This is a genomic window from Alkaliphilus transvaalensis ATCC 700919 (assembly GCF_000621485.1).
Lineage (GTDB): Bacteria > Bacillota > Clostridia > Peptostreptococcales > Natronincolaceae > Alkaliphilus > Alkaliphilus transvaalensis.
Genome location: NZ_JHYF01000024.1, coordinates 1 through 18,630, shown reverse-complemented (window position 1 = coordinate 18,630; position 18,630 = coordinate 1). Strand labels below are relative to the sequence as shown.

Sequence of the window (18,630 nt, the reverse complement as noted above, 5' to 3'; positions counted from 1 at the left end):
AAACTATATTAGAAATGGAGTATTAATAATGAAAATATCAATAGATAAGAGAAGTATATTAATATTTATTGGAGTAAATTTAGTTTATTTTACCTTTACATATTTCTTTGATAAAGAAGTTATGTTTAGTCCTATTATGTATATTGGGATAGTAGGTATATTTACTGAAGGGTTGTGTAGATTAACTTATTCTAATATTGGCTATTTCGGGGGAGTGCTTATCGGTGCAAAATATTTAATTATAGTTGCAGTGTATATAGGTATTCGATACTTGTTAGGAATGATAGGTATTAACTTACCCACATAAATTATTTTGATCTGTATTTAGAGAGTTGCAATGCTTACTTATATTATTTTTGTGATATTATTAATGAATTTATTGCCACCTGAACGTAATTTTCTAATCATCTTTCGTATTACAATGGCATTTATCTTGATTGTTTTATTGTATATTTTGCACAAATATATCGATAGAAAATTTAGAAGGTAAGACTAAAGGACAGACATTAGTATGTGTTATGAGAAGGCTAGTAAATATTATCTATGGAATGATGAAGAATAAGACTTCCTACCTAGTCCCGCCGCTTCTACAGAAAGAAGGGTATTTATCTTGAATTATTTCTTTAAGACCATCTAAGGTCATATTTGCATATATATGAATATAGTATTCCTGATATTAATTCGAAGCTAACTGTTGATATTTAATGGTAAAGTATAACTATTCACTGGTTCGATAATCATCAAATTCATTCATCATTAGGCTATTTGTCACCAAATGAATACAAATCAAATCACCTTAAAAAAGTTGTCTAGGAAAATGTTGACAATCCACCTGATAATGAGGAATAATTTAAGACGTAAATCTATTAGACTTCTTAATATAGAGGTCTTTTTAATTGTCTTACTATATCCCCTTCACCTACAGCGAAGACGGACAAAATCTATATAATTAAAATTATCATTTAATCTAAAAAAGGACCATCTTAATTAACAGAATTAAGATAGTCCTTTATGCATTTTTAAAGTCTAAAAAGAAATTGCATCAAAAGGATGTTCTTCCTCGTAGGCTTCAACAGTTATGACCATTTTTATTGGCAAAGCAACAATCATTTGGTAAGACTCTCTAATCCATCCCATATCGTTATGAATATTTAATGGAACGATTTCTCTTGGTAAAGGAAGAAGCCTAACTTGACCATCTTTTAACTCTAGTGTTCCAGTGTATTCCCTGCCAGAGAATTGGAAAGGAAACTCAATATACGTAGATTCTTCAGTATCCTCTAAAGGAAAACGATGAATTACACTACCATCCATTGTTATAACAATCTGTTTGCCATCCATAGGTTTAGTTAATAAATGGGGTACAACAAATATTGAGGAAATACTTAAAATTACTAAAACGACTATCAATACTTTATCGGCTAATGTCATATATTTCATAGAAAATCCTCTCCTTACTAAAGCTACCCAAGTAACTAAAACTATTATAAACTATTTATTCACAATTGACAAATGAAGTTTAGCATAAGCAATTTAAAAAGAGGGTATTTTATAATAGTACAGAGGAAATTATAAATTTAAAGAGGTAATAAAATTGCAATGATTCCTGACCTAAGGAAATTCATAGTTGCCAAATAATATATTAACAGATATTCTAGTATTATTACCTTTAAGTATTACTTCTTCTATAATTAATAGAGCAATGGGTAATAAAAGGATAAAGTAGTTTTAAGGAGGCGAAAACATGCCAGAGCAGGATGAATTAAAAAAAATATTAGATTTTGCACTAAATGGAACACCAGAGCTAAAAAGAGAAGAGAAAAAAATCTGGTTAGGCGAATTTCGTGAAAGGGTCATTATGGGCTTACCAATGGAACAGGTATTAACAGAAGATGCGCTACCCTATGTAGAGGAAGCTTTAGGAGATCCAATGGCAGAAATGCTTATTGTAAATAATAGAATTCCCATGGGACATATGGGTAAATATATGCAGTTGGCTAAAAAAATGAATAAAGAATATAAATCTATAGCTGTGGACCATAAGGAAGCAATGGGGGTTGTGGTGGCCAGTAGAAGGGCAGTAGACCGGGAAGAAGTTGTGCCAGAAATAAAAATGTTGCCAGAAAAATTTAGAGGACTTCATCATAATAAGCTTTGCCCTCAGCATCTAGAAGAACTTGAAAAAGCAGCACCAATGTACTTAGATCAGTTTAAAAAAGTAACCTTTGGAGATAAAATGATGGGTATTAAGTGTGCAATTTGCCAGCATGAATCCGATGGAGGCGTACTGATGTAGAAATAACCCAATTTTCTATTTTAATATATAATTTTTAGATTCTATTGTGTATAAGTAGAGAGATATTGTCAATAATTTAAATACAAAGAGAAGAGAATGAGTTGTGGAAAAAGATGTTTTTTGTCCCCCTTTAACATCCAAATACAATCTTAGTTCTCTTCTCTTTCTTAGTTTAGATTACCATACAAAAACACGATAGAACGGAGGATTATCATTGAAACGATTATTTACTATTGGAATTGTACTAATTTTATTATGGGGTTTAATTGACTCATCAAGTGGATTTATAAAGGGGACAAAAGAAGTTTTTAATAGCGAAGCAGATTTATTAGTGAAGGGGTTTGAAGCTAGTAAAGCAGAATTTCAAGAGTTAAATATTAACTCTACCCTTCATCTCCCTAACATATTTTTCTCAATGGAGGAAATGGAGGAAATAAAAGAAACATTAATTGAAAGACTTTCCTTAGAAGGAGAAATTAAAGTTGTAACTGAGGGGGAACATTATGACCCCTATTTTATGCCAGAAGATGATCTCACAAAAGATACAATTTTTCTATATATAAATCAAGAAGAGGGCTATAATCAAATAACGGCTACAGCGGTAGATGTTAGGGGTAAATTAACCGTTTTTATAATATACTCTATGGGCACACAAAATCAAAAAGAATCGTATATTATTATTGACATGGTTCAAAATAAAGGTTATAAAGAGATAGAAGAAATAATTGAACAACATAAGGAAATACTAGTAGAATTTGGTGAAGATATCGAGACCCATTCAACCCTTGTGGGAACCATTGGCGGGCAGATAGCAGGTAATAGTAAAACGAAATGGTTAGATTCAATTGCTAAAGCTGTAAATGCCCATAAGGTTGAAGAAGTTACCGATGATTCGTACATTAGTATTACTTTGTTTTCTAAAGACATTTCAAGGGCAATTCAGTATGGTAATAGTAGAGTTAATTTACAATTAGCATCAAGATACAATCAATATGAAGATAAAACCTACCTATGGATTGCTACACCCTTAATAACAAATACATACTAAAATATTTATAGACTAAAGGAATGATCATACATGATGGTAATAGAAAGAGAGGAAAAAAAGTTGGGGAAGATTATAGTTGAAAAAAGTGGCCCCCTTAATGGTACAGTTAGGGTTAGTGGTGCTAAGAACTCTGTGCTACCGATTTTAGCGGCAAGCTTGTTATCAACCGATAAATGTACCTTAGAAGAGGTGCCAGATCTAAGAGATGTTAGGGTAATATGCGAAGTATTATCCTCCCTTGGGGCTGATGTAAAACGATTAGGGAATGATATGGTTGAAGTAAATGCTGCGGACTTAAATAATTTTGAAGCACCCTATGAACTTGTTAGAAAAATGAGGGCTTCCTTTTTAGTAATGGGACCCCTATTGGCGAGGATGGGGGAGGCACGTATTTCCATGCCAGGTGGTTGTGCTATAGGAACCAGACCGATTGATTTACATTTAAAGGGCTTTAAGGCTATGGGAGCAGAAATTACTTTTGGTCATGGTTTTGTTGAGGCAAAGGCAGAAAAACTAAAAGGTACTAAAATTTATCTCGATTTTCCTAGTGTTGGGGCAACAGAAAATATTATGATGGCAGCTGTATTAGCAGAAGGTCAAACCATTATTGAAAACGCAGCAGAAGAACCAGAGATAACTGATTTAGCAAACTTCTTAAATAAGATGGGGGCTAAGATTATGGGGGCAGGAACCGACACAATTAAAATAAGCGGTGTTCCATCCTTAGGAGGTGCCGTCCATACTGTGATTCCCGACAGAATAGAAGCAGGTACTTATATGGTGGCGGCAGCAATTACTGGTGGTAATGTATTGGTAGATAACGTTGTATCCGATCATCTAAAGCCAGTAATCGCTAAATTAAAGGAAAGTTTTGTTGAGGTAATTGAAGAGGGAAATGGTATTAGGGTAATTGCTAAAAATAGACCTAAGGCCGTTGATATAAAAACCCTACCATACCCAGGTTTTCCTACTGATATGCAGGCCCAGTTTATGGCCCTTATGAGTGTTTCAGAAGGGACTAGTATTTTTATAGAAACTGTTTTTGAAAATCGATTTATGCATGTTCGAGAACTAGAAAGAATGGGAGCCAATATTAAGATAGAAGGTAGAAGTGCAATTATAGAAGGAAGAAGAAGTCTGCTGGGAGGACCAGTAAAGGCAACCGATCTACGAGCAGGGGCGGCCCTTATATTAGCAGGTTTGGTTTCAGAAGGTAAGACAGAAATATCTAACATAAAGCATATTGATCGTGGCTATGTTAGAATAGAAGACAAATTAAGGAACTTAGGAGCAAAAATTTATCGAGAAGAAGGTCACGAAGAAGCATAATATATAGTTCTATTCCCTTTATTAAAAACATATCCTTATTATTATACTTTGAGATAAGGAGATGTGTTAATGAAGGGAATTTTTTTTGCGATTATAACATTTATTATTTCAACATTACTCATACCATTGTTTATTTTAAGCAGTTGTGATATTAATGTTCCAAGTAGAGACAAGCCAAGGCGTGTTGAAGAAAATATTATTGAATCAGATTTGAAAATAACAGTTCTAAACCATGAAACTAATGAAGTGATGGAACTTTTCCTAGAAGAGTATATAGCAAATGTTGTTGCTGCAGAAATGCCAGCTGCCTTCGATATTGAAGCCCTTAAGGCTCAGGCAGTGGCAGCTAGAACCTATGCCATATGGAAGATGATGGCCTTTAAAGATCGAGAAAATCCTCAGCATCCAGAAGCCGTTCTATGCACTAGCCATACCCATTGTCAAGAATGGTTGTCGATGGAGGATTTAAGAGAAAGACATGGTAGGCTGTGGATGTACAACTATTGGGACAAGATTCAAGAGGCAGTGGAGGATACCCGTGGCATTATTATGACCTATAATATGGAGCCAATAGAGCCTTTGTACCATTCCACCAGTGGAGGAAGGACAGAAAATGCAGAAGATGTGTTTTCTAATGCTAAACCCTATTTAAAAAGTGTGGCCAGTCCCTACGAAGAACGCTCACCTGTGCTTACTGATACTAAGTCTGTCGCAATTAATGACTTTATCAATACCTTAAAAAGTCAAAGGAACGCTATCGATTTAAGGGAGAGAAACTTAACTAGCCAAATACAGATCATAGAGAGAAGTGCTGGGGGGCGGGTAAAAAGAGTCAAGATAGGAAACGAAGAGTTTACAGGGTCTGAGGTTAGACAGATATTTGATCTCCGTTCAGCAAATTTTACGATAGAAATTAGAGAAAATAATATTATTTTTACAACAAGAGGCTATGGTCATGGGGTAGGAATGAGTCAGTGGGGGGCAAATGGAATGGCGGAACAGGGCCATAACTACGAAGAAATATTAAAGCATTACTATCAAGGCATCACTTTAAGTAAGTTAAAAAGCTATCAATAATAGATTATAAAATATCCATCTTCTTTTGTATGAAACCCGTCAAAGTGGTGATAATATCAAAAGGAGGTGGATATAATGTCTTATAATAATAACAATAACCACAATAACGATGATAAGAAAAAAGGCAAAAAAACCCTGTATCAATTTTTAGACAAAGAAGGATTTTATATTATCTTGTTTCTTTGCGTATGTATTGTTGCAGTAACTGCTATATGGGTATCAAATCAAGATGATGGACAAATTATTGGAGAGAATCCATCGGATCAACTAGAGGATTTAAATGAGACAACTTTGGTGGATGAACCTTCTGAAGAGGATGAAACCAGCGAGACAGTGGTCATTCCAAAATCAGAGCAGGAAGATGTAGCGGCACCAGAAAAAGAAGAAGATCCTGCTAAAGAAGAACAAGAAGTTGAACCTGAAGCTGATGAAGAAACTGCAACGAATATAAGGGAAATAAGAACAATGCTCATGCCTGTAATGGGGCAATATGGACTACCCTATGCTGATGACAAATTAGTTTATCATAAGACCTTAGAGCAATGGAGTACCCATAGAGGTGTAGATATACAGGCAGATGAAGGTTCACCAGTACGGGCAGCATTAGAAGGAGAAGTTATCGAGGTAGTTAATGATACAGTAATGGGAATCACCATCACAATAGATCATGGAGATGAATTATTAACCCGTTATAGCAATCTTTCTACCGATGCAATGGTAAAGATAGGAGACCAAGTAAGTAAGGGTCAAATTATTAGTGGTGTTGGGAGAACAGCTTCAGTTAAATCTGAAGAGGGCCCGCTGCTACACTTTCAAGTAATTTATGATGGTAGAACGGTAAATCCTATGGAATACTTACCAGCTAATAGTTAAGTTTATAACATAATACATATAACGAGGAAATTGCATAATACCACTATAATATCTTATATTAGGGTTATGCAATTTCTTCAAAACAATAAATTTTGATTATAAAGCCTTAATGTTGAACTAGCCTAAACAGGCCTCAATGATAGGGCTTTTATTTGTATTACATATACCATAAGGGTAGGTTTATACTAAACTATAGAAAAACGATAGAAACGTAAACCTATTAATCATATTAAAATAAATAAAAATAAATAAAAATTAATAATACAATTTCCTTAAAGAACTACAATTTTCCAGAAAACTTAATTCTAAAATCCCTTTAATCCTCATATGATGAAATAAGACACTTTAATATAGGGGGGTTAAAGTTTTGAAGGATTATATAGAAAAACGAGTAATGGAAATTGCAAACTTTATTATTAACGAAGGAGCAACAGTTCGACAAACAGCTAGATTATTTGGTGTGAGTAAAAGTACAGTACATAAGGATGTTACAGAAAGACTTCCTAAGATAAACCCTCTAATTGCAAACCAAGTGAAGAGTATTTTAGATATTAACAAAGCAGAGAGACACATTAGAGGTGGAAGGGCAACTAAAATGAAGTACAAGACAGATACAATGTAAGTAAAAAAATAAAAGTCCACCCTAAAGAAGACCTTCAATAATCATTGAGGGTCTTTGTCGTGGGGAAAAGATAAGTATTTTGTAAATATCTCATTTAATTCATAAATATTCCACAAAAATAAATGGTGAAAAAGGAGGAATTTGTTAGAATTTATAGAAGGTATAATAGTTAATTTAAATATATGAGTTAATTTTAATACATTTCATACTAGTAAAGACAGCACAGCTTAATATAGTACCGCAAATATATGAAGTTGTGTAAGTTATAGAAATATTGAAAGTGGGGGAAACAAATGTTTGGATTTGGAGCGGATATTGGTATTGACCTTGGTACTGCCAGCGTATTGGTATACGTAAAGGGAAAAGGAATTGTTTTACAAGAACCTTCTGTAGTAGCTATTGACAATAACACTAACAGAATATTAGCCGTAGGGGAAGAAGCTAGAAGGATGCTGGGGAGAACCCCTGGAAACATTGTTGCCATCAGACCTTTAAGGGACGGTGTCATCTCAAACTATGAAATGACAGAAAGAATGATCAAACACTTTATAGCTAAAACAGTAGGACGGAAACTGTTTTTTAAGCCTAAAATTATGGTATGTGTGCCAAGTGGTGTAACTGAAGTTGAAAAAAGAGCTGTTATAGATGCCACTAATGAAGCTGGGGCTAGACAGACTTATATTATCGAAGAACCAATTGCAGCAGCAATTGGAGCAGGGTTAGATATATCACAGCCAAATGGGCATATGGTGGTGGATATTGGAGGCGGTACTTGCGATATCGCTGTAATCTCCCTTGGAGGAATTGTTGTAAATACCTCTATTAAAGTAGCTGGAGATAAATTTGATGAAGCAATTATCCGTTACATGAGAAAGAAACATAATATCATGATTGGTGAGCGAACTGCAGAAGACTTAAAAATTAATATTGGGTCTGCCTTCAATAGAGACCAAGAAGTATCTATGGATGTAAGAGGTCGAAATCTTGTATCTGGTTTACCAGTTAATATAAAGGTATCCAGTTTAGAAATGAAGGAAGCTTTAGACGAATCAGTATTATCTATTGCCGATGCTGTTCATAGCGTTTTAGAAAGGACTCCACCAGAATTAGCCGCTGATATTTCAGATCAAGGAATTATTATGACAGGAGGAGGAGCACTGCTATGGGGGTTAGATAAATTAATCGCTAACAGAACGGGGATTCCTGTTTATATAGCAGAAGATGCTGTATCCTGTGTGGCAAAGGGAACTGGTAAAGCGTTAGACTCATTACATATGCTTGAAAATACCATGCAAAATTCTAAGACAAAATATGTTTAGTTAATGGACTTTAATTAGGCACATAGTCCTAAGTTGATGTAAATTTTGACAATAGGGGCAATAGGGCTAAAGTAGATTACCATAAGTACCGATAATTATATAGATATCTAAAATATGAGGTGGTTCAATGTTAAGAGGATTATACACTGCTGTTTCGGCTATGCAAACTACAGAAAAGAAAATAGATGTAATATCTAATAATATGGCCAATGCCAATACCACTTCCTTTAAAAAGGATCTAGTAATTACCGAGACTTTTCCAGAAGTCTTATTGCATAAAATAAATGGACAACTCCCCCCAGAAGCTTTTAATGCTGGGGCAAGAGTAACGGTTAATGGTGAGAATGGTGTATATCGATTGACTGCAAATGGGGGCTTTTTTGCAGCCCATACCCCAAATGGAATAAGCTATAATCGTGAAACCCACTTTGCTGTAGATGAGAATGGTTTCCTAAGAACCTTCAGTAGAGATATTGATGGAAAAGTGGATACAAGCCAAGGAAACTACATATTAGATGCCAATAGACAAGCCATCAATGTAGGGGATGAAGCCTTTGAAGTAGATGCCTTCGGTAGATTATTAGTCAATGGAGAGGCACGAGCTAATCTGATCACTAGAGGAGGCCCAAACACAATTGGGACTATGAATAGTGGACTGAGACTTAATAAAATTGAAACTAATTTTACTCAAGGATCTTTAGAGGCTACTGGAAATAACCTCGATTTCGCCATACAAGGTGATGGATTTTTTAAGGTGACAAACTTAGCTGGAGATATATTCTACACACGTAACGGTAACTTTACCTTAAATAACAATGGAGAAATTGTTACCTCAGAAGGACATTTCCTTTTAAGTGAGGCTGGCGGATCTATTTTAGTGGATGGATTAGATTTTCAAGTTACTGATAATGGCGGAATCTTAGTCAATAATCAAATCGTAGATCAGATAGATTTAGTTGACATTGTAAATGTAAGAATGCTGAGAAAGCAAGGTGAGAGCTACTATCGAATCGCCCAAGGTGAAGAAGTCGAAACTAGACCCTTTACTGGCGAAATCCTTCAAGGATACCTAGAGGGCTCAAATGTTAATGTGATCAAAGAGATGGTAGAGATGATTACTGCCTATAGAAACTATGAATCTAATCAAAAAGTGGTTAAGGCCTATGATGAACTATTGCAGAGGGCTGTTAACGATATAGGAAAGCTATAGAGGGGGTTAATAAATGAGAGCATTATGGACTGCTGCTTCTGGAATGAAGGCACAGCAATTAAATATGGATGTAATTTCTAATAACTTAGCCAATGTAAATACGACTTCTTACAAAAAACAAAAGGTAGAATTTAAGGACTTACTGTACGCAAACCTAAGTAAAAGTAATTTAAATGATGGAGTAGGAAAACCTGTTAATTTACAAGTTGGTCATGGGGTAATGCCAGTTGCCACCAGTAGATCCTTCTTAACAGGAAATCTTGACCGTACAGAAAACCCATTAGATATGGCTATTAGCGGAGATGGCTTTTTTGCTATTGAAGGGCCAAATGGTGATTTATTCTACACAAGAGATGGTAATTTTAAATTAAGTGTAGATGGAGTTGAGAGAAAACTAGTTACTGCCGATGGTTATACAGTACTATCCGAATTTGACGATGAAATCATTTTGGAAGAAGATTTAAATGATTTTAGTGTTTCAGAATTAGGCGTTATTACAGCAAAGGATGCTGAAGGGGAAGTAATTGAAATAGCAACAATTAAATTAGTTAAATTTATTAACCCAGAAGGATTAGAATCCATAGGAAAAAACCTATATAAGCCAACGGTGGCATCGGGAGAAGAAATCCCTATGGAAGGTGAAGATAGAACCAGCAATATCCTTCAAGGTTATTTAGAGACTTCTAATGTTCAAATAGTAGATGAAATGGTAAGAATGATTACCGCCCAAAGAGCCTATGAAATTAATTCAAAGGCGATACAAACAGGGGACGAAATGTTGGGAATTGCAAATAATTTAAGAAGATAGTTGTTTAAAAGGTAGGTGCAATTAATGAAGATAGATCAAGTCAATTCGTCTTTTCAACAATCTACACAGACGGAAAATAAAATTAAAAATCATCAGGCGGATGTACCAGAAGGTTTGATGGATGCCTGCCGAGAGTTTGAGGCCTATTTCTTAAACACAATGTTAAAGCAAATGAGGGCTACAGTACCCGATGGTGGTTTGACTGAAAAAAGTATGGCACGAGATATATTTGAATCAATGTATGATGAACAACTATCGATTGAAATGGCTAAAGGCCAGGGCATCGGTCTAGCGAAGGATCTTTATCGACAATTGGCAAGGCCCTATACAGCTGCAAATATAAAACAAGTTAGCGAGGAGTAATCCTCGCTTGTTTTTTGGTTTTTTTGTAAAGAAGACTTTGTTAGTTGAAACTATGGTTATTTTAGGATAAAATATAACAAAATATAGATAAGGGAATTGCATAAATAGGAATTGTATTTTAAATTAATATAAATCTTATATTAATTTAGGTAATACCCTCATTTATAAAAGTTCTTTAAAAAAGAAGGGCAATCTTAAAATTAAGATTACAATTATGATTACAATAAGAAGGGAGTTTTTTTAGTGGAGTTAAATAATATTGAAATTCAAAACATCATTCCCCATAGATATCCTTTTCTATTGGTGGATAAAATTATTGAAATGGAAGTAGGAAAAAAAGCAGTAGGGATTAAAAATGTAACCTTTAATGAACCTTTTTTTCAAGGACATTTTCCTGGGAATCCTATTATGCCAGGGGTTTTAATTACAGAAGCTCTAGCTCAGGTGGCAGCAACAATCTGTATGGGCTTAGAAGAAAACAAAGGTAAGTTAGGGGTATTTACTGGTATAGATAACTGTAAGTTTAGAAGGCAAGTGGTTCCAGGAGATGTATTAAGATTAGAAGTGGAAATGACAACCTTAAGAAGAGGCATTGGGAAAGCATCAGCAAAAGCCATGGTTGGAGATGAATTAGCATGTAGTGCAGATTTAACTTTTGCTCTAATTGATGCAAAATAGGTTGTCCATTAGTTAAAGGAAGTGACTAATATGGAGAATTTCCATGAAAATGCTGCTCCCTTCTATTTAGAAGGAAATGAGGAAGGATGTCTGTTAATTCATGGTTTTACAGGTACACCAGCTTATCTGCATCGTTTGGGGAAGGACTTATATAAGCAGGGTTACACAGTAAATAATGTATTATTAAAAGGGCATGGTACGACCCCAGAAGATTTAGAGCAGACTAATTGGCAAGATTGGGTTTCATCTGTAGAGGAAGGCTATATTAAGTTAAGAAAAAATTGTAATAGGGTATATGCAATTGGGTTATCTATGGGAGGGCTCCTAGCTTTAGATTTAGCCGAAAAAGGGATGGTAGATAAAATTGTGCCTATAGCCACACCCATAAGAATTTTTGATCCTTTAGCAAAATACAGCCCAATACTTAAATATATTAAGCGGTTTAAAAAATGGAAGAGCTCCAGTAATCAAGGGCAACCTCAATTACAATTAACCAATGTAAAGCCTTTAGCCTATGATGTAGTCCCCTTAGCAAGTGTTCATCAATTGATGAAGTTAATGAAGGGGGTAGAAGCTGACCTACCTAAGGTGACTTGTCCTTCTCTAATTATGCAACCTCTTTTAGATCGGACGGTTAAGCCCATCAGTGCAGAAATGATTTATCATCAAATAGCATCAATGGAGAAAGAAATTGTTTGGTTAGAACATTCCCGTCATAGCTGTACAATGGGGTCGGAATATAAATTAATTCTTAATAAAATTATAAATTTTTTATCTAGTGAACTACCATAATCATAGTTTTCAGGACTAATGAACCTGAAAGACTACTTTTATGGTAGTTTTTTTTCAAAAAGTTAAAGGATTTGTAAAATTTGGTCGAATTAATATAATAGAGTATAATAAGAGTACAAGCGTAGAATTGCTTTGTAAGGAGATGAAGGACTAATGAGATATATTCCCATTCAATATGTTAAGGCTGATAGCATATTAGCAAAACCTATAGTAAATAGTAATGGCCATATTTTACTGAATCAAGGTGCAAAGTTAACTGATGGCTTAATCCGCAAGATAAAAGAAATGGGATTTTATTCAGTTTATATAAAAGATGAGAATTTCGATTTTGAAGTTGAAGATGTAATCAAAACTGAGGTAAGACAGAGAACAAGGGCCTCTTTGAAAAATTTATTGGATTCTTCAATTAATATAAAAAAAATTGGAAACGGCGAAATAAAAAGTCTTCAAAAAAAGCAAGAAGAAGTAGAGTCTATGGTTAAGGGAATTGTAGATGAACTATTTACCCAGAAGGATATTGTAATGAATGTGGTGGATATTAAGAGTGTAGACGACTATACCTATGGCCACTGTGTTAATGTAATGCTTTTGGCTGTGATTCTAGGGATCGGAGCAAATTTGAATAAAAGTCAGCTCTATGACCTTGCTACAGGAGCCCTACTACATGACGTTGGGAAATTGTTTATTCCTAAGGAAATTTTACTAAAGCCAGAAAAACTATCAATAGATGAATATAAACAAATACAAGAACATGTATCAAAGGGATATGAATTCCTTAAAAACCATACAGACCTTTCAGCTGTAGCAAGAATCATAAGTCTTCAACATCATGAGCGGGTAGACGGTAGAGGTTATCCCTATCAGCTTAAAGCTGAAGAGATACATATCTTTTCTAAGATTACAACAATTACAGATGTTTATGATGCTTTAACTTCTGATAGATACTATCGAAGTGCTTTACCCGTAAAAGAAGCAATCGAATATATTTTAGGAGGAGGGGGGCAATGGTTTGATCCTACTTTAACAGAAATTTTTAATAGAAAAGTTAATCCATATCCATTAGGTACATTGGTTAAATTAAGTTCTGGGATGGTAGGCGTAGTAGAATCTATCAATAATGATAACTTTCAAAGACCTGTCATTCGTGTGGTAAAAGAACAGGGTAGGATGGTAATACCTTGGCTTTGCGATTTATTTAAAGAACGGAACATAGTCATTGAAGAAATCATCTATCAAGTAAGTTAAGGCAGATTGAGTACATAAATGGAGAATCACTATAATATCATAACCCTGAAGTTAGATTGGTTTGATGTAAATATAAATTAAAGATAGAATTAATGAGGGCATTTCAACAAATGAATATTTGAGGGGTAAAGAGGTTAATTATAATAAGGGAATAAGGGAATTTATAAGAAGTAAGGGGATGTTAATATGGATTTAAGGACAATTAAAAGTTTTGAATTTTGGTTAACCGACGATTACTTTGATGAAGAAACAAAGCAAGAACTTAAAAATTTAAGAGGTAATGAAAAAGAAATTGAGGAACGCTTTTATAAAGATTTAGAATTTGGTACGGGTGGTATTAGAGGTATTATCGGAGCAGGTACCAATCGAATAAACATTTATACAATTAGAAGAGCCACCCAAGGACTGGCTAACTATATAGAGAAAAAAGGTCAAAGGGCTAAGGATCGTGGTGTCGTAATCGCCTACGATTGTAGACATATGTCTAAAGAGTTTAGCGAAGAGGCGGCGAAAGTGCTAGCGGCAAATGGAATTAAGTCCTATATCTTTTCTGAGCTCAGTCCAACACCAGCCCTATCCTTTGCTGTTAGAAAGCTAGAAGCTATTGCAGGTATTGTTGTAACCGCCAGCCATAATCCTCCCGAATATAATGGATATAAGGTTTATTGGGAAGATGGTGGACAAGTGGCTACCCAGTTAGCTCAGGAAATTATTGATGAGATTAACGAAGTTTATGACTTTCAGCAGATCGGTGTTATGGAAAAGGGAGTTGCCATTAAATTAGGTCTGATGAAAATTTTAGAAGAAGAAATTATGGATGCCTTTATTGAAGCTGTTAAAACACAGTCTTTAAGGCAGGATCTTGTAAAAGAGGTGGGGGCAAATTATAAAATTGTTTATACTCCCCTTCATGGAACTGGGAATAAGCCCGTCAGAAGAGCTCTAAAAGAGTTGGGTTTTGATAAGGTTTTAGTTGTTCCAGAGCAAGAGTTACCAGATGGAAATTTCCCAACGGTATCCTATCCAAACCCAGAGGAAAAAGAAGCATTTACCTTAGCGATAGAATTAGCTAAAAAAGAAAATGCCCATTTAATAATCGGTACAGACCCCGATTGTGATCGGGTAGGGGCTGTTGTTAAAAATAATGAAGGAGAATTTACTGTTTTGACTGGCAACCAAACAGGAGCCCTTTTAGTACATTACATATTATCTACATTAAAAGAAAAGGGAAAGCTACCCGAAAATGGTGCTATCATTAAAACTATCGTGACAAGTGAAATGGGGGCAGTTATTGCTGAATCCTTTAACATTGAAACCTTTAATACATTGACTGGGTTTAAATATATAGGTGAGAAAATTAAAGAGTTTATAGAAACCGACCGTTATACCTATTTATTTGGTTATGAAGAAAGCTATGGTTATCTTGCAGGTACCCACGCAAGAGACAAAGACGCTGTGGTTACTGCCATGCTAATAGGTGAAATGGCGGCCTACTACTACACAAGAGGGATGAGTTTATATGAAGGACTATTGGCTTTGTATGAAGAATATGGTTACTTCTTAGAAGACCTTAAGTCCATAACCTTAGCTGGTAAAGAAGGGATGGAAAAGATTAAAGCCACTTTAGATGACTTTAGAAACAATCCACCTAAGTTGATTAATGGAACACCTGTAATGGTGACGGAAGATTATTTACTCCAAAAAAGATGTTTTTCTAAGGACAAACAGGAAGAGGTCATTAATCTACCTAGTAGTGATGTGATTAAGTTTATATTAGAAGATGGATCTTGGATTGCCTTAAGACCCTCTGGTACTGAGCCAAAACTGAAGGTTTATGGGGGAATACAAGGTGAATCTATTGAACTATGCCGACAAAAACTAGATGGTAATCTATCGGCTATTTTAGAGAAAATTAGATAGGTCTCATTAAGAGATGCCATAAAACTAGCTGCTTTACGTATATTTTGTATATGTTGATAGCTAGTTTTTTTCTTTCCTCTACTAAACATTTGGGAAAATCTTAATAAATACTTAATATTTATACAAATAATAGAAATGATATAATTAAACTGTAAATTACTAAATGAAGTCGATTAAAAAGAGGTGATAGGGATATGCAGGTGCTTATAATAGACGATGAAAAACTATTGGTAAAAGGGTTAAGAAAAAGTCTAGAACAAGAGGGCTTTCATGTATCGGTGGCCCATGACGGTGGTGAAGCTTGGGAAATATTTCAGCGGGGAACCTTTGACTTTATTATACTAGATCTTATGTTACCTAAAATTGATGGCATTAGCCTATGCCGTATGATGAGAGAAAAATCGGAAGTACCTATTATTATGCTTACAGCAAAGGATAGTGATATAGATAAAATATTAGGGCTAGAATTAGGGGCTGATGATTATATTACAAAGCCCTTTAATACAAGAGAATTGATAGCAAGAATGAGGGCAATTACCCGTAGGTTAGAGAAACAACAAAAAGACATTGGAAAGAAGGCTACCTTTTATGTCTCGGGTAATTTAGAAGTTGATCTCATTTCAAGGGTTGTAAAACTAGGAGAAAAAGAAATTGAGCTAACCCCAAAAGAATTTGATATTTTAGAGTTTTTAATGGCAAATAGAGGACAAGTTTTTTCAAGGGAACAAATTTTTCAATTCATCTGGAATGAACCCTGTTACGACACCCGAACAATAGATGTTCATATTAAAAACTTAAGGGAGAAATTGAAGGAAGATCAGGAGAACAAACCCTTTATTCAGACAAAGTGGGGAGTAGGCTACTACTTTAGAAGGGACTGATTTTATGTACTTTTCTATACGTAAAAAACTGATCTTTACCTATATTTTATTAATTCTCATCCCTCTAGTACTGGTTAATTATTGGGCAGTTGATAATATGAAGGGTTCAGTACTAGGGGAAGTCGAAGTGAATTCCCTTAAAACCGCCAATATTATAGCTAATTTAAGTAGAGATCGTTTTACTGATGTTCCTTATTTAAAACGAATTATTAGACAATATGTCCCATCCCTTGATGGAAGAATGCTAATTTTAAATCCTGACACCCGTGTTTTAGCCGATAGTCATAACCTCCTAGAAGGTAATAATATTAATAATATCGAAATTACCAATGCCCTAGAGGGACGAGAAAAATTGGGTTATTACCAAATAAATGAAACAATTTTGCAGGTGGCTGTACCAATTGCAAGGGTAGTAGATGGAAATCGTCAAGTGATTGGTGTTGTCCTAATATCAACTTCAGTTGAAGATCCCCTACAGCAGGTGGAAGATTTTAGACGTCAATTGACATATATTTCATTAATGGCTGCTTTAATAGGCTTAGTGGTTGCTGTATTAGCTGCTAGGGGAATGACAGAACCTATACTATTATTAAGTAAAGCTGCAAAGAGGATTGGTGAAGGACATTTAGGAGAAACCGTTAAGATTACTTCTAGGGATGAAATAGGAAAGCTTGCAGATAACTTTAATCATATGAGTAAACAGCTAGACCGAATCGAACGGGGAAGGACACAATTTATTGGGGATGTTTCCCACGAACTAAAAACCCCTCTAGCCTCTATGAAGGCTTTGATAGATTCTTTGTTATATGGCGAAGAAGATATAGAAGTCTTTAAAGAATATCTAAGGGATATGGACTCGGAAATTGATCGATTAACCCAATTAATAAAGTCCCTTTTAAAACTAGCAAAAATAGAAGAGCAGGGGATCGATTTAGAAGAAAACAATCTTAAAGTCTTAACGGAGGATGTTCTAAAAATATTAAACCCTCTTATTGAACAGGGAGAGGTAACCGTGTCGACAGAATTGAAGGGAGCCCCCAGTGTATTGTGTGATGGAGAAATGATTAAAGAAGTTTTAATTAATTTGATAGATAATGCAATAAAATATAAAGACACTACAAAAGAAACGAACCAAGTATGGATTAAAGGTAGCGTTGAAAAAAGCCACTATGTCCTCGCTATAAAGGACAATGGCATAGGAATTGGAGAAGAGGATCTTAAATCGATATTTGAGAAATTCTATAGAGCTGATCTTTCCCGTTCTAGAGACACAGGTGGAGCAGGTATAGGACTTTCCCTAGTAGATCGGATTTTAAGATTACATGGTTGGAGGTTAGAGGTAGATAGTTTAAGGGGAGAGGGGACAACCTTCTTAATAAGGATTCCTAAGAGTTCCTTTAATCATCCTTCATAATTTCTTTACAATTCTTTATTGCCACTTTAGAATTAGTAGTTATAATAAAATTACAGTAAGAATCCCCACATAATGAAAGGAGAATTTCAAATGAAAAAAATAATGATATTAAGTTTAGTAATAGTTCTACTATTAAGTTTTGCAGCATGTACTCGACAGGGACAACCAGTTGACCCAGATCCCCAAGAGCCGGGTGACAACGTAGTAGTTGATCCCAACCCCCCAGGAGAAACCGTAGAAGTAACAATCTATTACATGAATTATGACTATATCGTAACTGGTGATGAGTCCTTAGAAAAAGCAATTCCAGTTACAAGGGAAGTTGTAGTAGGAGAAAAATCAGTAGAAGAAATCATTGTTCAAGAATTACAAATAGAACCAGAAGAAGAAGAATTAACATCTGCCCTAACAGGATTAAAGGTACTAAGTGTAGAAACAGCAGCCAATACAGCCTACGTGAATTTTTCAAGTGAAAGACTAAGCGGAGGTTCTCTAGAAGAAACTTCAGTCTTAACTCAATTAGTTTTATCATTGACAGAATTACCAGAGATCGATGAAGTTCAAATCTATGTAGATGGTAGTGTTAGAGAAACGCTGATGTCTCACTATGAAATTATGGAGCCTATTACTAGGGAAGATTTAGGCTACTAAATGGTAGCCTGTTGAAAAGCCCTCATCTTCGGCGTCATTGCGAAAAAGCAGCACCCTTGCGTATAAGACATACGCGGCGTTCGCTGCTTTTTCTTATTCCTTGA

19 protein-coding genes are annotated in these 18,630 nt (G+C 35.0%); 18 read left to right on the top strand and 1 reads right to left on the bottom strand.

The window, feature by feature from the left end:
• Window positions 1-307, top strand: a 307-nt coding sequence (locus tag T335_RS0114825) for a hypothetical protein (protein ID WP_026478242.1), incomplete at its 5' end; no start/stop codon positions are given.
• A 719-nt stretch (window positions 308-1,026) separates the two neighbouring features.
• On the opposite strand, the gene T335_RS0114820 is transcribed toward T335_RS0114825, so the two are convergent.
• Entirely contained in the window at window positions 1,027-1,440 is a 414-nt protein-coding gene (locus T335_RS0114820) for a NusG domain II-containing protein (RefSeq protein ID WP_026478241.1), read from the bottom strand.
• Between the two features lie 304 nt (window positions 1,441-1,744).
• Between T335_RS0114820 and T335_RS0114815 the strand changes: the two genes are divergently transcribed.
• The 17 genes from T335_RS0114815 to T335_RS21745 all read left to right on the top strand — a co-directional run bounded on the left by T335_RS0114815 (window position 1,745) and on the right by T335_RS21745 (window position 18,526).
• Entirely contained in the window at window positions 1,745-2,296 is a 552-nt protein-coding gene (locus T335_RS0114815) for a YueI family protein (protein ID WP_026478240.1), read from the top strand.
• A gap of 214 nt (window positions 2,297-2,510) precedes the next feature.
• Window positions 2,511-3,344: a YwmB family TATA-box binding protein gene (locus T335_RS0114810; protein ID WP_026478239.1), complete on the top strand. Its 834-nt coding sequence runs from the start codon at window positions 2,511-2,513 to the stop codon at window positions 3,342-3,344.
• 60 nt (window positions 3,345-3,404) lie between these two features.
• Window positions 3,405-4,673: a UDP-N-acetylglucosamine 1-carboxyvinyltransferase gene (gene murA, locus T335_RS0114805; protein WP_026478238.1), complete on the top strand. Its 1,269-nt coding sequence runs from the start codon at window positions 3,405-3,407 to the stop codon at window positions 4,671-4,673.
• A 69-nt stretch (window positions 4,674-4,742) separates the two neighbouring features.
• Window positions 4,743-5,750 (top strand): stage II sporulation protein D, encoded by a 1,008-nt coding sequence (gene spoIID, locus T335_RS0114800; RefSeq protein WP_026478237.1) that lies wholly within the window; start codon window positions 4,743-4,745, stop codon window positions 5,748-5,750.
• A gap of 75 nt (window positions 5,751-5,825) precedes the next feature.
• Entirely contained in the window at window positions 5,826-6,623 is a 798-nt protein-coding gene (locus T335_RS21750) for a M23 family metallopeptidase (protein WP_051569345.1), read from the top strand.
• A gap of 367 nt (window positions 6,624-6,990) precedes the next feature.
• Window positions 6,991-7,245: a sporulation transcriptional regulator SpoIIID gene (spoIIID, locus tag T335_RS0114790; protein ID WP_026478236.1), complete on the top strand. Its 255-nt coding sequence runs from the start codon at window positions 6,991-6,993 to the stop codon at window positions 7,243-7,245.
• Window positions 7,246-7,538: 293 nt separating this feature from the next.
• A complete protein-coding gene (gene mreB / locus T335_RS0114785; protein WP_026478235.1) occupies window positions 7,539-8,564 on the top strand; it encodes a rod shape-determining protein in 1,026 nt (341 codons plus the stop codon).
• A 127-nt stretch (window positions 8,565-8,691) separates the two neighbouring features.
• Window positions 8,692-9,774, top strand: coding sequence for a flagellar hook-basal body protein (locus T335_RS0114780; protein WP_026478234.1), 1,083 nt, complete (start codon window positions 8,692-8,694; stop codon window positions 9,772-9,774).
• A gap of 13 nt (window positions 9,775-9,787) precedes the next feature.
• Window positions 9,788-10,582 (top strand): flagellar basal-body rod protein FlgG, encoded by a 795-nt coding sequence (gene flgG / locus T335_RS0114775; RefSeq protein WP_026478233.1) that lies wholly within the window; start codon window positions 9,788-9,790, stop codon window positions 10,580-10,582.
• Between the two features lie 24 nt (window positions 10,583-10,606).
• Entirely contained in the window at window positions 10,607-10,945 is a 339-nt protein-coding gene (locus tag T335_RS20905) for a rod-binding protein (protein ID WP_051569344.1), read from the top strand.
• Between the two features lie 243 nt (window positions 10,946-11,188).
• Window positions 11,189-11,623, top strand: a complete 435-nt coding sequence (gene fabZ / locus T335_RS0114765; protein ID WP_026478232.1) for a 3-hydroxyacyl-ACP dehydratase FabZ — start codon at window positions 11,189-11,191, stop codon at window positions 11,621-11,623.
• 30 nt (window positions 11,624-11,653) lie between these two features.
• Entirely contained in the window at window positions 11,654-12,415 is a 762-nt protein-coding gene (locus T335_RS0114760; RefSeq protein WP_026478231.1) for an alpha/beta hydrolase, read from the top strand.
• Between the two features lie 153 nt (window positions 12,416-12,568).
• Window positions 12,569-13,660: an HD-GYP domain-containing protein gene (locus T335_RS0114755; protein WP_026478230.1), complete on the top strand. Its 1,092-nt coding sequence runs from the start codon at window positions 12,569-12,571 to the stop codon at window positions 13,658-13,660.
• 186 nt (window positions 13,661-13,846) lie between these two features.
• A complete protein-coding gene (locus T335_RS0114750; protein WP_026478229.1) occupies window positions 13,847-15,580 on the top strand; it encodes a phospho-sugar mutase in 1,734 nt (577 codons plus the stop codon).
• A 194-nt stretch (window positions 15,581-15,774) separates the two neighbouring features.
• Window positions 15,775-16,461 carry a response regulator transcription factor gene (locus T335_RS0114745; RefSeq protein ID WP_026478228.1) on the top strand — a complete coding sequence of 229 codons (687 nt, stop codon included), beginning with the start codon at window positions 15,775-15,777 and terminating at the stop codon, window positions 16,459-16,461.
• Between the two features lie 4 nt (window positions 16,462-16,465).
• Window positions 16,466-17,875 (top strand): sensor histidine kinase, encoded by a 1,410-nt coding sequence (locus tag T335_RS0114740; RefSeq protein WP_026478227.1) that lies wholly within the window; start codon window positions 16,466-16,468, stop codon window positions 17,873-17,875.
• A gap of 90 nt (window positions 17,876-17,965) precedes the next feature.
• Window positions 17,966-18,526, top strand: coding sequence for a GerMN domain-containing protein (locus T335_RS21745; protein WP_026478226.1), 561 nt, complete (start codon window positions 17,966-17,968; stop codon window positions 18,524-18,526).
• The last annotated feature ends 104 nt before the right edge of the window (window positions 18,527-18,630 follow it).

What these genes read in the sequence shown, in the direction of transcription:
- T335_RS0114815 (WP_026478240.1), top strand. Translation starts at nt 1,745, where the DNA reads ATGCCAGAGCAGGATGAATTAAAAAAAATATTAGATTTTGCACTAAAT.
- mreB (WP_026478235.1), top strand. Translation starts at nt 7,539, where the DNA reads ATGTTTGGATTTGGAGCGGATATTGGTATTGACCTTGGTACTGCCAGC.
- T335_RS20905 (WP_051569344.1), top strand. Translation starts at nt 10,607, where the DNA reads ATGAAGATAGATCAAGTCAATTCGTCTTTTCAACAATCTACACAGACG.
- T335_RS0114760 (WP_026478231.1), top strand. Translation starts at nt 11,654, where the DNA reads ATGGAGAATTTCCATGAAAATGCTGCTCCCTTCTATTTAGAAGGAAAT.
- T335_RS0114755 (WP_026478230.1), top strand. Translation starts at nt 12,569, where the DNA reads ATGAGATATATTCCCATTCAATATGTTAAGGCTGATAGCATATTAGCA.
- T335_RS0114780 (WP_026478234.1), top strand. Translation starts at nt 8,692, where the DNA reads ATGTTAAGAGGATTATACACTGCTGTTTCGGCTATGCAAACTACAGAA.
- T335_RS0114745 (WP_026478228.1), top strand. Translation starts at nt 15,775, where the DNA reads ATGCAGGTGCTTATAATAGACGATGAAAAACTATTGGTAAAAGGGTTA.
- T335_RS0114820 (WP_026478241.1), bottom strand. Translation starts at nt 1,440, where the DNA reads ATGAAATATATGACATTAGCCGATAAAGTATTGATAGTCGTTTTAGTA.
- T335_RS21750 (WP_051569345.1), top strand. Translation starts at nt 5,826, where the DNA reads ATGTCTTATAATAATAACAATAACCACAATAACGATGATAAGAAAAAA.
- spoIID (WP_026478237.1), top strand. Translation starts at nt 4,743, where the DNA reads ATGAAGGGAATTTTTTTTGCGATTATAACATTTATTATTTCAACATTA.
- T335_RS21745 (WP_026478226.1), top strand. Translation starts at nt 17,966, where the DNA reads ATGAAAAAAATAATGATATTAAGTTTAGTAATAGTTCTACTATTAAGT.
- flgG (WP_026478233.1), top strand. Translation starts at nt 9,788, where the DNA reads ATGAGAGCATTATGGACTGCTGCTTCTGGAATGAAGGCACAGCAATTA.
- T335_RS0114750 (WP_026478229.1), top strand. Translation starts at nt 13,847, where the DNA reads ATGGATTTAAGGACAATTAAAAGTTTTGAATTTTGGTTAACCGACGAT.
- T335_RS0114740 (WP_026478227.1), top strand. Translation starts at nt 16,466, where the DNA reads ATGTACTTTTCTATACGTAAAAAACTGATCTTTACCTATATTTTATTA.